Raw genomic sequence first — 14,224 nt, 5'->3', positions numbered from 1 at the left:
CACGGCGGCGGGTGTGCGGCCTCTCCCGCCGCCGTACGATCGCCGGATGGAAGGACACGGCGGCGGTGCGCGGTACGGGCGGCGGGCGGTGCTCGCCCTCGGCCTGGGGCTCGGGCTCGGCGCGCTGCCCGGCCTGTCCTGCACCGTCCCGCCCGAGCCGTCCGACACCGCGGCCCGCGACGTGCGGCGGCTGCTGGAGCAGCGGGCCGCCGCCCTGCTGAACCGCGACCGGGAGGCGTTCCTGGCGGTGCTCGAACCGGGGGCACAGGGCCTGCGGGCCTCCCAGGAGCAGGAGTTCGGCAACCTCACCGGCCTGCCGCTGGAGTCATGGGAGTACCGGCTGACCGGGCTCGACAGGACCGGGGAGAGCGCCGCCACCGCACGCGTGGAGCTGGCGCTGCGGGCCCGGGGGTACGACACGGTGCCCGCCGTCACCTCCCGCCGCATCGACCTGCTGAGGAGCCGGGGCCGCTGGTACGTCGCCGGGGACCGGCCCGCCAGGACCGGCGCGCAGGAGATCTGGCAGCAGGGCCCGGTCACCGCGGTGCGCGGACCCCGCGCCCTGGTACTGGGCGCTGGGCAGGGCCGGGAGCGGCTGCGGGGCATCGCGGATGTCGCGAGCAGCGCGGTGGCCGCCGCCACGCGCGCGTGGCCCGGGGAACCCGGTCTGCGGGTGGTGGTCCTGGTGCCGCCGTCGCTGAGCGGGATGGGGGCGCTGCTCGGCGAGCCCGCCGCCGGATACCGGGGCATCGCCGCCGTCACCACCGGCGCGAGCCGCGCGGGCCGGCGGACCTCGGCGGACCGGGTGATCGTCAACCCCGAGGCGTACGACGTGCTCGGCGCGGTCGGACAACAGGTGGTGCTCACCCACGAGACGGCCCACGTGGCGACCCGCACCGCCACCGGCGCGGCCACCCCCATGTGGCTCTCCGAAGGCTTCGCCGACTGGGTGGCGTACCGGGAGAGCGACCGCACGCCCGTGCAGATCGCCCCCGAACTGCGCGCCACCGTCACCAAGGAGGGCGTGCCCGCCGCGCTGCCGGACGACGGGGACTTCCGCTTCACCGGGGACGCGGACCGGCTGGCCGGGGCGTACGAGGGCGGCTGGCTGGCCTGCCGGATGATCGTGGAGCGCTGGGACGAGCCGGCGCTGCTGGCGTTCTACCGCGCGGTCGGCGCCCATCCGCAGCGCGAGGGGGCGGTGGAGAACGCGCTGAGCGGTGCGCTCGGCACCACCCCCGCGGAGTTCACCGCCCAGTGGCGCGGCTACGTGCGCGAGGTGCTGGACTGACGGGAGGACGGGGTGGGCGGGGTGCCCGCCCCGCCGGCGCCGTCCGCCGTGGAGGCCCGGGTGCCCGGCGGCCCGGCTGCGTCCGCCGCCGGGCCGCCGGGGGACGGCAGGTGGCGCTGGGCGGGCAGCGGGCCCGGTGCGCCCGCGGGGGTGCGCACCGTGTGCCGCCACAGGGTGCGGCAGGCCACCACGGTCGCGGCCACCAGCAGTGCGTTGCGGACGAACAGCGGCACCAGCCCCAGGGCGTCGCCGGCGACCACGTGTGCGAACCACACCGGGAATTCGAGGCAGGTGAAGAGCGTCGCGGCCAGCACCAGGTACGCGGCCCGGTCCATCCGGCTGCCCCGGAACACCAGGCAGGCGGCCGCGAGAGCGACCAGCCAGAGCATGTACTGCGGGCTGATCACCCGGCTCGTCACGGTGAACAGCAGCACCGCCGTGAACGCCGCGTCGCACACCGTGGAGGCGGTGAACACCCGGGCCCGCAGCCGCCACACCAGCAGCCATCCGAAGGCCAGCGCGGTGAGCACCATCGCCAGCGTGCTCACCAGCGGGACGTACGGGCCCAGGAACTCCAGCGAGCCGTAGTTCAGCAGCACTTCGCCCTCCCAGCCGAAGTGCCGGGCCACGTGGAAGACCGTCGCCCCCAGCGACTCCACCTCGGTGCCCCGGTCCCGCTGGAACGTCAGGAAGGCGAACGCCCCGGGCATGGAGGCGGCGAACAGCAGCGCCAGCCCGGCGGCCGTGCACACGAAAGCCGTCCAGGAGGAACGCGTCGTACGCCCCCGTGCCGTCCCCGCGAGCAGCAGGGCGGGCCAGACCTTCAGCATCGCCCCCAGGGCCGCCAGTGCCCCCATCAGGCGCGGCCTGCGGGCCCCCGCGAGCAGCGCGGCGACCGCGACGCCGGCCACCATCACGTCGTAGCGGGCGTACGACGTGGGGCCGAGCAGCGCCAGACCGGCGATCCACACCCAGGCGCCGGCCTGCCGCTTGCCGGGACGCCGTCCGGCGTACAGCAGCAGGCCCGTGACGAGCGCGTCGGCGAGGAGGACCAGCACGAAGAACGCGGCCGGATAGTCCAGGAACGGCAGCAGGCCCGGGGAGAGCACCGCCAGGGCGGCGGCGGGCGGGTACTGCCAGGTGATGTCGTCGAGCGGGAAGGTGCCGGTCCGCAGGACCTCGTACCAGCCCCGGTAGATGACCGAGACGTCGCTGGTGACGTCAGGACCCGGGAACGTCAGCACCCGGAAGACGCACAGCAGCAGGAGGGTGCGGGTCAGGGCCCACACCGCGACGGGCAGGGCCGGGAGGCGGGCCGGCGCGTCGCCGGTGCCGCTCGCTCGTGTCATGGCCATCCTCGTTCGGTCCCCGCAGTCCTGTTCGCGTCCTCATGATGCGGCCCCCGCGGCCGGACGGACATGATCCGAAAGGACATGATGCCGCCCGGACGCGGCACGGCGGTGACACGGGCCCGCCGGACGCGGCACGGCGAGGGCCTGTGGGCTCCCGGACGCGGCACGGTGAGACTGCGTGGGCCCCGGATGCCCGCGGTGAGGGCGCGGGGGGCCGGATGCCCCGCGGTGAGGGCGCGGGGTTCCCGGACGCGGCAGCGCGGTGACGGCGCGGGGCCGCCCGGTACTGTCGGCGACGATGGACAAGACCTTGATCGTGACCAACGACTTCCCGCCCCGCCCCGGCGGCATCCAGGCGTTCCTGCACAACATGGCGCTGCGGCTGGATCCCGAGAGGATCGTCGTCTACGCCTCCACCTGGAAGCGCGGACGGGAAGGGGCCGAAGCCACCGCCGCGTTCGACGCCGAGCAGCCCTATCCGGTGGTGCGCGACCGCGCGACGATGCTGCTGCCCACCCCCCGGGTCACCGCCCGCGCCGCCGGACTGCTGCGCGAGCACGGCTGCACCTCGGTGTGGTTCGGGGCCGCGGCCCCGCTCGGGCTGATGGCACCGGCGCTGCGCCGTGCGGGGGCGCGCCGGCTGGTGGCCACCACGCACGGCCACGAGGCGGGCTGGGCCCAGCTCCCGGCGGCCAGGCAGCTGCTGGGCCGGATCGGCGAGGGCACCGACACGCTCACCTACCTGGGCGAGTACACGCGCTCGCGGATCGCCGCCGCTCTCACCCCCGAGGCCGCGGGCCGGATGGTCCAGCTGCCGCCCGGCGTCGACGAGAAGACCTTCCACTCCGGTTCCGGCGGCGAAGCGGTGCGGGCCCGGCTCGGGCTGAGCGAGCGGCCCGTGGTGGTGTGCGTGTCCCGGCTGGTGCCGCGCAAGGGGCAGGACACCCTCATCGAGGCGATGCCGCTGATCCTGCGCGAGGTGCCGGACGCGGTGCTGCTGATCGTGGGCGGCGGGCCGTACGAGAAGGACCTCCACCGGCTGGCGGAGAACTCCGGCGTCGCGGACTCGGTGCGCTTCACCGGGGCGGTGCCCTGGGCGGAGCTGCCCGCGCACTACGGGGCGGGCGACGTCTTCGCGATGCCGTGCCGCACCCGGCGCGGGGGACTGGACGTCGAGGGGCTCGGCATCGTCTACCTGGAGGCGTCCGCGACCGGACTGCCCGTGGTGGCCGGGGACTCCGGGGGCGCGCCCGACGCCGTGCTCGACGGGGAGACGGGGTGGGTGGTGCGCGGCGGTGAGCCCGCGGAGTCCGCCGAGCGGATCGTCGCCCTGCTCCAGGACGCGGACCTGCGCCGCCGGATGGGGGAGCGGGGACGGGAGTGGGTCGAGGAGAAGTGGCGCTGGGACCTGCTCGCGGAGAAGCTGAAGACGCTGCTGTAGTACGGATACGGGTAAGGGGCGCCCTCCAGGAGGCCGCCCCTTACCCGTCCGAAGTCACCGCTCACGCGCGGTAGATCGCCTCGATCTCGTCCGCGAAGTCCTTCGCGACCACATTGCGCTTCAGCTTCAGCGACGGCGTGATGTGCCCCGCCTCCTCGGTGAACTGGGCCGGCAGGATGCGGAACTTGCGCACCGACTCGGCCTTGGAGACCGCCGCGTTCCCGTCGTCCACCGCGCTCTGCACGGTGGCGATCAGGTCGGCGTCGTCCCGCAGCGTCACCGCCGTGGAGTCGGCGGGCTTGCCGTGCTCGACCGCCCAGCGGCCAAGGAACTCCTCGTCCAGGGTGACCAGCGCGCCCACGAACGGGCGCCCGTCGCCGACCACCATGCACTCCGCGACCAGCGCGTGCGCCCGGATGCGGTCCTCGATGACGGCCGGGGCGACGTTCTTGCCGCCCGCCGTCACGATGATCTCCTTCTTGCGGCCGGTGATCGCGAGATAGCCGTCCTCGTCCAGGGTGCCGATGTCACCGGTGTGGAACCAGCCGTCGGTCAGCGCCTCGGCGGTCGCGATCGGGTTGTTCCAGTACCCCTGGAAGATGTGCTCGCCGTGCAGCAGCACCTCGCCGTCGTCGGCGATGCGCACCACGGAGCCGGGCAGCGGCTGGCCGACCGTGCCGATCTTCGGCCGGTCGTACGGGTTGAACGCGGTCGCCGCACAGGACTCGGTCAGCCCGTAGCCCTCCAGCACCGTGAATCCGATGCCGCTGAAGAAGTGGCCGAGGCGCTCGCCCAGCGGGGCACCGCCGGAGATCGCGAACTCGCACCGCCCGCCGAGCACCGCGCGCAGCTTGCCGTACACCAGCTTGTCGAAGACCTTGTGCTTCAGCTTGAGGCCCAGCGACGGCCCCTCGGGGGTGCCCAGCGCGCGGCTGTAGGCGATCGCGGTGTCTGCGGCCTTGTCGAAGATCTTGCCCTTGCCGTCCGCCTGCGCCTTGGCGCGGGCGGAGTTGTACACCTTCTCGAAGACCCTGGGCACACCGAGGATCAGCGTCGGCTTGAAGGACGCCAGCTCATCGGTGAGGTTCTTGATGTCCGGTACGCAGCCGAGCTTGATCGGCGCCATCACGGAGGCCACCTCGACCAGCCGTCCGAAGACGTGAGCGGCCGGCAGGAACAGCAGTACCGAGCACTCGCCGGTACGGAACAGCGGCTTGAGGCGCTCCACCACGTTGCCGCACTCCGCGAAGAAGCTGCGGTGCGTCAGCACACAGCCCTTGGGGCGTCCCGTGGTGCCCGAGGTGTAGACGATGGTGGCCGGGTCGTCGGCGTTGGCACAGGACATCCGCTCGTCGAGGAGCGCGTCGGAGATGTCCTCGCCCTCCGCGGCCAGCTGTGCGACGGCGTCGGCGTCGATCTGCCTCACGCCCTTGAGCTCCGGCAGGTCGCCCTGCACCGAGGCGACGGCGGCCCGGTGGGCCTCGGACTCGACCAGGGCCAGCCTGGCGCCCGAATCGCCGAGGATCCACCGCACCTGCTCGGCCGAGCTGGTCTCGTACACCGGGACGGTCACCGCGCCGGCGCTCCAGATCGCGAAGTCGAGGAGCACCCATTCGTAACGGGTGCGCGACATCAGGGCGACCCGGTCGCCCGGCTCGATGCCGGCGGCGATCAGGCCCTTGGCGGCGGCGCGCACTTCGGCCAGGAAGCGGGTGGCGGTGACGTCCGCCCACGCTCCCGCGACCTTGCGGCCCATCACCGGTGTGTCTGGATGCTGAGCGGCATTGCGGCGGATCAGATCCGTCAGATTACCGTCCGAAGGGACCTCGTACAGAGCCGGAAGGCTGAACTCGCGCAAGACTGCTGCTCCTCATCAGGCACCGGACGCCACGTCAGCGTGAGCGCCGGCTGCGGTCCAAGGTCGGGCAGGTGCTCAGTGGGGGATGAGCACGACTGGACTGCCCGGACGTTACCCACCAGTACTCGGTTCCCGATAGGGGGTCCCGGGCAGATGTACGCTGCGTCACACTGTTCGAGCGGTGCATGCCGCACAGTAGTCGACCCTCCGGGCGACTCGGAAGTAACCGCAGGTCCGGCCGCCCCTACTCACCGATCCGGCGTGGTTCTACGCTGATCACCATGCGAGTTCATGTGGTGAGTGACGTGCACGGGAACGCGGCGGACCTCGCCCGCGCGGGCGACGGCGCCGACGCGCTGATCTGCCTCGGGGACCTCGTTCTCTTCCTCGACTACGCGGACCACTCGCGCGGCATCTTCCCCGACCTCTTCGGCACCGCCAACGCCGACCTCATCGTCGAGCTGCGCACCGCGCGCCGCTTCGAGGAGGCCCGCGACCTCAGCCGCGGCCTCTGGGCAGGCCTGGACCGCGGGGCCGCCGTCGACGCCGCCGTGCGCAAGCAGTACGCCGAGATGTTCGCGGCCTTCCCCGCGCCGACGTACGCCACCTTCGGCAACGTCGACATGCCCGCCCTGTGGCCCGAATTCGCGGGGCCCGGCACGGTCAGCCCCGGCACCCGGGTGCTGGACGGCGAGCGCGTGGAGATCGGCGGGCTGGTCTTCGGCTTCGTCGGCGGCGGCCTGCGCACCCCGATGAACACGCCCTTCGAGATCGGCGACGAGGAGTACGCCGCCAAGGTCGAGGCGCTCGGCGAGGTCGACGTCCTGTGCTCGCACATCCCGCCGGAGGTCCCGGAACTGGTGTACGACACGGTGGCGCGCCGCTTCGAGCGCGGCAGCAGGGCCCTCCTGGACGCCATCCACCGCACCCGCCCCCGCTACTCCCTCTTCGGCCACGTCCACCAGCCGCTGGCCCGCCGGATGCGCGTCGGGTCCACCGAGTGCGTGAACGTCGGCCACTTCGCCTCCACCGGCCGCCCCTGGGCCCTGGAGTGGTGAGCCGGCCGGTCACGATAGCCTTCACGCGGCGCGCACCTGCCCGCACCGCCCCGGCCCACCGGACCCCAGCCGGTCCCTGCGCCGCTCCGTGCACCGGCCCGCAAGCCAGTCAGCCAGCCCCAGTCCGGACGTGAGGAGCCATCGCGATGGCGGAACACACCAGCTCTAGCATTTCCATCCAGGCGGCACCGGCCGACGTCATGGCCGTCATCGCGGACTTCGCCCGCTACCCGGACTGGACCGGCGAGGTGAAGGAGGCCGAGGTCCTGGCCACCGACGACCGGGGCCGCGCCGAGAAGGTCCGCCTGGTGCTCGACGCCGGCGCGATCAAGGACGACCACACCCTCGCCTACACCTGGACCGGCGACAACGAGGTCGGCTGGACCCTGGTCAAGTCCCAGATGCTGCGCGCCCTGGACGGCTCCTACGTGCTGGCCGACGCCCCCGGCGGGGCCACCGAGGTCACCTACCGGCTCACCGTCGACGTCAAGATCCCGATGCTCGGCATGATCAAGCGCAAGGCCGAGAAGGTCATCATCGACCGCGCGCTGGCCGGCCTGAAGAAGCGCGTCGAGTCCGGCGCCAAGGGCTGAGGACGGACACGGGGGAGCCGGGTGTGAGCGCGGTGCGTACGGTCCTGGTCACCGGCCCCGGAGGCGCGGGCCGCAGCACCGTCGCCGCGGCGACCGCACTCGCCGCCTCCCGCGCGGGCGCGCGCGTGCTGCTCCTGGGCACCGACCGGGACGGCACCCTGGGCGCGGTGCTGGGCGCCACCGAAGACCCGCTGCCCGCCGCTACGGCACCCCTGGAGGCGGCGCCCGGCCTGTGGGCCGCGCGCGTCGACTCCGCCGCCGGTTTCCGCGCCGAACTGATCGCCCTGCAGGACCGCGCCGCCACCGCCCTCGACCTCCTGGGCGCGAACGCCCTGGACGCCGAGGAGCTCACCGAACTCCCCGGCAGCGAGCCGCTCGCCCTGCTGCGCACCCTGCGGACCGCGTGCACCGCCGGCTCCGGCCCGGCCGGCACGTCCGCGGCCCCGGCCGGCGGCCCGGGTGCGTACGACCTGGTCGTCGTCGACATGCCGCCGACGCACACCGCGCTCGCCACCCTCGCGCTGCCCGGCCAGCTGCGCCGCTATCTGCGCCGGCTGCTGCCGCCCGAGCGGCAGGCCGCCCGGTCGCTGCGCCCGATGCTGGCGCAGCTGGCCGGGGTGCCGATGCCCGCGCAGTGGCTGTACGAGACGACCGCGCGCTGGGAGGGCGAGCTGGCCGCCACCCAGGCCGTGGTGGAGAGCCCCGCCCTGTCGGTGCGCCTGGTCGTCGAGCCGGGCCCGGCCGCCGCCGACGCCCTGCGCACCGCCAGGACCGGCCTCGCCCTGCACGGCCTCGCCCTGGACACGGTCGTCGCCAACCGGGTGCTGCCGACCGCCACCCAGGACCCCTGGCTGGCCGCGTTCTCCGCCCGGCAGCAGACGCACCTCAAGGAGGTGCACGAAGGGTCCGGCGCGGTGCGGGAGCTGCCGCACCTGGGGTACGAGCCGCGCGGCACCGAGGAGCTGGCACCGCTCGCGCAGGCGCTCCGGCACGGTGACCGCGATGGCGCCCCCGCGCCCGTGCCGGAGCGGACCGTCGAGGACCGGCTGGCCGACGACGGCGTACTGGTGTGGCACCTGCCGCTGCCCGGGGCCCGCAGGAGCGAGCTGCAGCTGGTGCGGCGCGGGGACGAACTCGTCCTGACCGTGGGGGAGTTCCGGCGGCTGCTGCCGCTGCCCTCCGCGCTGCGCAGATGCACCGTCTCCGGGGCCGCTCTCACCGACGGCGTCCTGCGGGTGCGCTTCACCCCCGACCCGGGGCTGTGGCCCAGGGGCCGGTGACGCGGGGTGCCGGGGTCGTGAACGGGGTACCGCTGTTCGGGTAACGTCGAGGGAGTACAGGCCCCGTTGCCCCGCCCCGCGTCGTAGGAGTGCGCCATGAGCGAAGCCACCGACCGCCCCCACGAGTCCGAGGCCCGCGACTCGCAGGCGTACGACGCCGACGCCTGGGCAGCCGCGTGCGAGGAGGACCTCGCCGCCGAGCGGGCCCGCCGCCGGGCCCAGTACGGCCCGCAGACCGGATCCGCCGCGGAGGAACTGCGCCGGCTGATGGACGCGGTCTCCGAGAAGGTGTCCTCGCTGCAGTCGCCGCTGTTCGGCATGGCAGCTCAGGGCATGGCCCAGCAGTTCGTTCAGCAGGCGAAGGCAGCCGTCGAGCCCGTCGTCGCACGCAACCCCGAGGTCTTCGACCATCTGGCGGCAGCGGGCAACGAGCTGCTCGCCGCCTACCGGTCCGCGGTGGCCGGGCACGAGCAGCGCTGGACCCAGGACTCCGCCGCCTCCGCCGACTCCGCGAAAAGTGCCCCCGACCGTACGGAGAAAACGCCCAAGTCATCCGAAGAGGGCCCAGAAGACCCGGATGACCGTTCAAAAGGTGAACACATCGACCTCGACTGAGAGGCCTCCTCGGGTACGGTGGCCCACGGAGCCTGTCTCCGGCTCCGAGCGGGGCTCGACCTAAAACTGAGGGACTCATGGGACTCACCATCGGCGTCGACATCGGCGGCACGAAGATCGCGGCCGGAGTGGTCGACGAAGAGGGACAGATCCTCGAAACGTACAAGGTGAAGACACCGCAGACCCCCGAGGACATGGTCGACGCGATCTCCGCGGCGGTCTCCGAGGTCAGCAGTGGCCACCAGGTCGAGGCCGTCGGCATCGGCGCCGCCGGATACGTGGACGACAAGCGCGCCACCGTCCTCTTCGCCCCGAACATCGCCTGGCGCCACGAGCCGCTCAAGGACAAGGTCGAACAGCGCGTCGGCCTGCCCGTCATCGTCGAGAACGACGCCAACGCGGCCGCCTGGGGCGAGTACAAGTTCGGGGCCGGCAAGGGCCACGAGGACGTCATCTGCATCACGCTCGGCACGGGCCTGGGCGGCGGCATCATCATCGGCAACAAGCTGCGCCGCGGCCGCTTCGGCGTGGCCGCCGAGTTCGGCCACATCCGCGTCGTCCCGGACGGCCTGCTGTGCGGCTGCGGCAGCCAGGGCTGCTGGGAGCAGTACGCCTCGGGGCGCGCCCTGGTCCGCTACGCCAAGCAGCGCGCCAACGCCACCCCCGAGAACGCCGAGATCCTGCTCGGCCTGGGTGACGGCACCATCGAGGGCATCGAGGGCAAGCACGTCAGCGCCGCGGCCCGGCAGGGCGACCCGGTGGCGGTCGACTCCTTCAGGGAGCTGGCCCGCTGGGCGGGCTCGGGCCTGGCCGACCTCGCCTCGCTCTTCGACCCGTCCGCGTTCATCGTCGGCGGCGGCGTCTCCGACGAGGGCGACCTGGTGCTCGACCCGATCCGCAAATCCTTCCGGCGCTGGCTGATCGGCGGCCAGTGGCGGCCGCACGCGCAGGTGCTGGCCGCGCAGCTGGGCAACAAGGCCGGACTGGTGGGCGCGGCCGACCTGGCACGCCAGGGCTGACCCGCCTCCCACCGCGCCCCGTGCCCGCCGCGTCCCTCCGGGGAGGCGGCGGGCACCGGTCTATGTTGGGCCGTATGGTCACTGGCAACGGCACGGGCACCGGCCCCGGCGCGCTTCCCGCATCCCGTACGGAGCCGGACGGCAGCGCCGTCGTCCGGGTCCTCTCGTACAACATCCGCTCCATGCGCGACGACCGCGCGGCGCTCGCCCGGGTGATCCGGGCCTGCGCGCCCGATCTGGTGCTCGTGCAGGAGGCGCCGCGGTTCTTCCGCTGGCGCAAGAAAGCCGCCTGGCTGGCGGCACACAGCGACCTGGTGGTGCTCGGCGGCGGAGCGACCGCGGCCGGGCCGCTGCTGCTGTGCGCGCTGCGGGCGACGGTGGAGCGGACCGAGGACGTACTCCTGCCGCGCACCCCGGGACTGCACCAGCGGGGGTTCGCGACGGCGGTGGTGCGCATCGGAGGTGCGCGACTCGGCGTGCTCAGCTGCCACTTGAGCCTCCAGGAGGCCGAACGCTACGAGCAGGCCGGGCTGCTGCTGGAGCAGGTGGCGGCGATGCGGGAGGCGGGCGTGGAGCACGTGATCGCCGGAGGCGACCTGAACGACCGGCCCGAAGGACGGGCGTTCCGCCGGCTGGCCGGGGAGCTCCAGGACTGCTGGGCGGTGCGGCCCTGGGGCGGGGAGTACACGTCCGTGCCCGCCGACCCGTTCCAGCGGATCGACGCGGTCTTCGCCACGGGGGGTGTGGAGGTGCTGGGGTGCGGGGTGCCGGTGGGGCTGGCGGAGGGGGACTTGCGGGGGGCGACGGATCACTTGCCGGTGCTGGCGGTGGTGCGGGTGCCGGCCGGGTAGTTATCCGGCCTTTCCGCTGCGCGGGGCTTTGCGGGGGTTCCCCGGGGCGGTGGGGTCGTGGTGCGGCGCGCCGGGGTTCCCCGGGGTCGTGGGGTCGTGGTGCGGCGCACCGGGCGGGTTCGTGGTGCGGCGCACCGGGCGGGTTCGTGGTGCGGCGGGGCGGGTTCGTGGTGCGGCGCGCCGGGTGGGGCAAGGGCGTCGCGCCTGCGGCGGGCGTGTGCCCCCCGTCCCTTCCCCGCTGTGTCCATGTGCGGCTGCCGCCGCGCGGCGCTCGCCGCGGGGCTGGCCGGTTCCCGCAGGGGCGTCGTGGTTGCTCGCGCAGTTCCCCGCGCCCCTGACGGGGCGCGGGGATGTCAGACCACGGCTCCCCGGCCCGGGTCCTCGTCCTCGTCGTCCGAGCCCTGGGTCATGCGGCTCACCAGGGTGCCGAAGCCGCCCAGGAAGCCGCCGATGCCCAGGACCTGGAGCCACCAGGTCATGTCCCAGCCGAGGACGACCGCCAGGAGCAGCAGCACCGGGCCGCCGATCACCGCGAGCCAGGCGAACTTGGACGTGACGTCGGCTTCCGGAAGCTCCGGGTCCGGGGGGACGAAGTGGCCCTCGTCGGATTCGTCGAGGTCGTCCTCCTTGGACTCGGCGAGCTGGTGGTCGCGCGGGCCCGCCGTACCGACACCCGGCGCGAAGACCACCGAACTGCCCAGCGGGCGGTCCTGCGGGGCGGTGGAGTCCGACGGGTCGGTGGGGGCGTCGGCGGGCGGCTTGGCCGGGCCGTCGCCGTTGACCTCGCCCTCGAGGCGCGCCAGATCGTCCACCGACTTGAACGGCTTGGCCCCCGGCGGGTCCGGCGGCTCCTGCCCGTACCCCGCCACGATCGCCTCCCAGACGGCTGCCTCGTCCAACGGCGTACCGCCGTCCTTTGGGGAGGCGCTACCGGAGGGCCCGGACGCCCCGGGAGCTCCGGGGGTGGTCTCCGGCTCCCGCTCCTCCTCGCGGTCAGCGCGCTCCGCGTTGTGCTCAGCCACCGGCAGTGCTCCCCTTCTTCCCGACGCTCGGAGCGAGGCGGCCGACGAACGCGTAGCTCTCGTCGAAAATCCGCTTCGCGTCATGGTCCAACGTCGCCACGTGGTAGCTCTGTTCCAGCAGGATCTCGGTGACGTCCGTCGACGAGACCCGGCTGAGGATGCGGGCCGAGTCGGCCGGCGGGACCACGTGGTCCTGCGGGCTGTGGAGCAGCAGCACCGGCTGCGTCACCTGCGGCAGTTCGCGGTCGACGAGCCGGAAGAACCGGCGCAGCGAGTGCGCGGCGTGCAGCGGGACCCGGGTGTAGCCCACCTCGTGGGAGCCCTCCAGCGCGATGTCGTCCGCCACCCCCTTGGTCGTACGCACCAGATGGCGGGCGACGGGCAGCGCGTACGCGGCCAGGCCGTGCACCTTGTTGCCCGGGTTCACCAGCACGACGCCGCTGACGGCTTCGCCGTGCTTGGCCGCCAGCCGCAGGGTGAGCGCACCGCCCATGGACAGGCCGAACACGAAGACCTGGGTGCAGCGGGCCAGCAGCGCGCGCAGTTCCCGGTCCACCTCCGCGTACCAGTCCTGCCAGCCGGTGACCTGCATGTCCTCCCAGCGGGTGCCGTGGCCGGGCAGCAGCGGCAGGGATACCGTCAGCCCGCGCTCGGCCAGGTATTCGGCCCAGGGGCGCAGCGACTGCGGGGAACCGGTGAAACCGTGGCAGAGGAGGACGCCTACCTCTCCGCCCTCGTGGCGGAACGGCTCGGCTCCAGGGAGGACCGGCACCGGGGTCTCCTGTTCGTCAAGGACGGGTCGCGACGGACGCGTCGTCAGGATGTGTCGTCAGGGTGAGGAGGAGCCCCGCGGGGGGCGCCGAGGATGCCTTCACCGTACGCGACCGTGCCGACACCGACCAGGTCCGCAGGGCCCCTGGGACGCGGCCGGCGGAGCGCGTGGAGCGTGCGCGGGAGCGGGGGCCGCCCACGGGTTAAGGTCTTTTCGACAGACAAGGAAAGGCACACGTTGATCTACGGCGCAATGAAGTTCTCCATCGGCGGGTCCCTGAAGGTCGCCTTCAGGCCCTGGGTGGAGGGCCTCGAGAACATTCCCGCGGACGGGCCGGCGATCCTCGCGAGCAACCATCTGTCGTTCTCCGACTCCTTCTTCCTGCCGGCCGTACTGGACCGGAAGGTCACCTTCATCGCCAAGGCGGAGTACTTCACCTCGCCCGGCGTGAAGGGCAGGCTCACCGCCGCCTTCTTCAAGGGCGTCGGCCAGCTCCCGGTCGACCGCTCCGGTGCGCGCGGGGCCGGTGAGGCGGCGATCAAGGCGGGCATCGAGGTCGTCGAGAAGGGCGGCCTCTTCGGCATCTACCCGGAGGGCACCCGCTCCCCGGACGGCCGGCTCTACCGCGGCAAGCCCGGCGGCCTCGCGCGCGTGGCACTGGCGACCGGCGCCCCGGTGATTCCCGTCGCGATGATCGACACCGAGAAGATCCAGCCGCCCGGCAAGGTCGTCCCCAAGCTGATGCGGCCGGGCATCCGGATCGGCAAGCCCCTCGACTTCAGCCGCTACCACGGCATGGACGGCGACCGCTTCATCCTGCGCTCGGTGACCGACGAGGTCATGTACGAGATCATGAAGCTCTCCGGCCAGGAGTACGTGGACATCTACGCCACCGCCGCCAAACGGCAGATCGCGGACGCCGAGAAGGCGGCCAAGGCGGAGAAGGCCGAGCTGGAGAAGGCGGAGAAGGCCGCAGTCGCCGAGGCGGCCAGGGAGCTGAAGGCGCAGGCGGAAGCGGCCGCGGCCGCGAAGGCGGAGCGGGCCGAAAAGGAGTAGGGCGGAACCGTCCGGG

At 73.4% G+C, this 14,224-nt stretch carries 13 protein-coding genes; 9 read left to right on the top strand and 4 right to left on the bottom strand.

The features are described from left to right. Positions 1–46: 46 nt before the first annotated feature. Complete coding sequence (locus tag ACFWVV_RS29890; RefSeq protein ID WP_384344754.1) at positions 47–1,291, top strand: hypothetical protein; 1,245 nt, start codon at positions 47–49, stop codon at positions 1,289–1,291. Here the strand turns inward: ACFWVV_RS29890 and ACFWVV_RS29885 are convergent. Then, complete coding sequence (locus tag ACFWVV_RS29885; protein WP_384422853.1) at positions 1,267–2,640, bottom strand: glycosyltransferase 87 family protein; 1,374 nt, start codon at positions 2,638–2,640, stop codon at positions 1,267–1,269. The genes ACFWVV_RS29890 and ACFWVV_RS29885 overlap by 25 nt on opposite strands. Before the next feature lie 301 nt (positions 2,641–2,941). Here ACFWVV_RS29885 and ACFWVV_RS29880 point away from each other — a divergent pair, with 301 nt between their 5' ends. Next, on the top strand, positions 2,942–4,084 hold the full coding sequence (locus ACFWVV_RS29880) for a glycosyltransferase family 4 protein (RefSeq protein ID WP_384344749.1): 1,143 nt from the start codon (positions 2,942–2,944) through the stop codon (positions 4,082–4,084). A 61-nt stretch (positions 4,085–4,145) separates the two neighbouring features. Here ACFWVV_RS29880 and ACFWVV_RS29875 read toward each other — a convergent pair whose 3' ends face one another. Beyond that, the gene (locus ACFWVV_RS29875; protein WP_384344746.1) at positions 4,146–5,942 is read right to left on the bottom strand and encodes an AMP-dependent synthetase/ligase; all 1,797 of its coding nucleotides are present in this window, start codon (positions 5,940–5,942) and stop codon (positions 4,146–4,148) included. Between the two features lie 293 nt (positions 5,943–6,235). Here ACFWVV_RS29875 and ACFWVV_RS29870 point away from each other — a divergent pair, with 293 nt between their 5' ends. The 6 genes from ACFWVV_RS29870 (at position 6,236) to ACFWVV_RS29845 (ending at position 11,358) form a co-directional block, all read left to right on the top strand. Then, the gene (locus ACFWVV_RS29870) at positions 6,236–7,000 is read left to right on the top strand and encodes a metallophosphoesterase (protein ID WP_384345104.1); all 765 of its coding nucleotides are present in this window, start codon (positions 6,236–6,238) and stop codon (positions 6,998–7,000) included. Positions 7,001–7,146: 146 nt separating this feature from the next. Continuing rightward, positions 7,147–7,593 (top strand): SRPBCC family protein, encoded by a 447-nt coding sequence (locus tag ACFWVV_RS29865; RefSeq protein WP_384344744.1) that lies wholly within the window; start codon positions 7,147–7,149, stop codon positions 7,591–7,593. Between the two features lie 32 nt (positions 7,594–7,625). Then, on the top strand, positions 7,626–8,873 hold the full coding sequence (locus ACFWVV_RS29860) for an ArsA family ATPase (protein ID WP_384345101.1): 1,248 nt from the start codon (positions 7,626–7,628) through the stop codon (positions 8,871–8,873). A gap of 96 nt (positions 8,874–8,969) precedes the next feature. After that, the gene (locus tag ACFWVV_RS29855; RefSeq protein ID WP_384344742.1) at positions 8,970–9,488 is read left to right on the top strand and encodes a DUF5304 domain-containing protein; all 519 of its coding nucleotides are present in this window, start codon (positions 8,970–8,972) and stop codon (positions 9,486–9,488) included. Between the two features lie 77 nt (positions 9,489–9,565). Continuing rightward, complete coding sequence (locus tag ACFWVV_RS29850; RefSeq protein ID WP_384344739.1) at positions 9,566–10,507, top strand: ROK family glucokinase; 942 nt, start codon at positions 9,566–9,568, stop codon at positions 10,505–10,507. A gap of 74 nt (positions 10,508–10,581) precedes the next feature. Next, positions 10,582–11,358, top strand: coding sequence for an endonuclease/exonuclease/phosphatase family protein (locus ACFWVV_RS29845; protein ID WP_384344736.1), 777 nt, complete (start codon positions 10,582–10,584; stop codon positions 11,356–11,358). Between the two features lie 353 nt (positions 11,359–11,711). On the opposite strand, the gene ACFWVV_RS29840 is transcribed toward ACFWVV_RS29845, so the two are convergent. Together ACFWVV_RS29840 and ACFWVV_RS29835 are read right to left on the bottom strand one after the other, a co-directional pair. Then, positions 11,712–12,380 (bottom strand): hypothetical protein, encoded by a 669-nt coding sequence (locus tag ACFWVV_RS29840; RefSeq protein WP_384344733.1) that lies wholly within the window; start codon positions 12,378–12,380, stop codon positions 11,712–11,714. Next, complete coding sequence (locus ACFWVV_RS29835) at positions 12,373–13,152, bottom strand: alpha/beta hydrolase (RefSeq protein ID WP_384344730.1); 780 nt, start codon at positions 13,150–13,152, stop codon at positions 12,373–12,375. Before ACFWVV_RS29835 ends, ACFWVV_RS29840 begins: the two co-directional genes overlap by 8 nt. Positions 13,153–13,404: 252 nt before the next feature. Between ACFWVV_RS29835 and ACFWVV_RS29830 the strand changes: the two genes are divergently transcribed. Continuing rightward, on the top strand, positions 13,405–14,208 hold the full coding sequence (locus ACFWVV_RS29830; RefSeq protein ID WP_384345098.1) for a lysophospholipid acyltransferase family protein: 804 nt from the start codon (positions 13,405–13,407) through the stop codon (positions 14,206–14,208). The last annotated feature ends 16 nt before the right edge of the window (positions 14,209–14,224 follow it).

Source organism: Streptomyces sp. NPDC058663 (genome assembly GCF_042716745.1).
Taxonomy (GTDB): Bacteria; Actinomycetota; Actinomycetes; order Streptomycetales; family Streptomycetaceae; genus Streptomyces.
The sequence above is the reverse complement of the archived record's forward strand: the minus strand, read 5'-3'. Positions and strand labels throughout refer to the sequence as shown.

Coding starts and splice junctions, on each gene's coding strand:
- ACFWVV_RS29890 (WP_384344754.1), top strand. CDS start 47: ATGGAAGGACACGGCGGCGGTGCGCGGTACGGGCGGCGGGCGGTGCTC.
- ACFWVV_RS29885 (WP_384422853.1), bottom strand. CDS start 2,640: ATGACACGAGCGAGCGGCACCGGCGACGCGCCGGCCCGCCTCCCGGCC.
- ACFWVV_RS29880 (WP_384344749.1), top strand. CDS start 2,942: ATGGACAAGACCTTGATCGTGACCAACGACTTCCCGCCCCGCCCCGGC.
- ACFWVV_RS29865 (WP_384344744.1), top strand. CDS start 7,147: ATGGCGGAACACACCAGCTCTAGCATTTCCATCCAGGCGGCACCGGCC.
- ACFWVV_RS29855 (WP_384344742.1), top strand. CDS start 8,970: ATGAGCGAAGCCACCGACCGCCCCCACGAGTCCGAGGCCCGCGACTCG.
- ACFWVV_RS29850 (WP_384344739.1), top strand. CDS start 9,566: ATGGGACTCACCATCGGCGTCGACATCGGCGGCACGAAGATCGCGGCC.
- ACFWVV_RS29845 (WP_384344736.1), top strand. CDS start 10,582: ATGGTCACTGGCAACGGCACGGGCACCGGCCCCGGCGCGCTTCCCGCA.
- ACFWVV_RS29830 (WP_384345098.1), top strand. CDS start 13,405: ATGAAGTTCTCCATCGGCGGGTCCCTGAAGGTCGCCTTCAGGCCCTGG.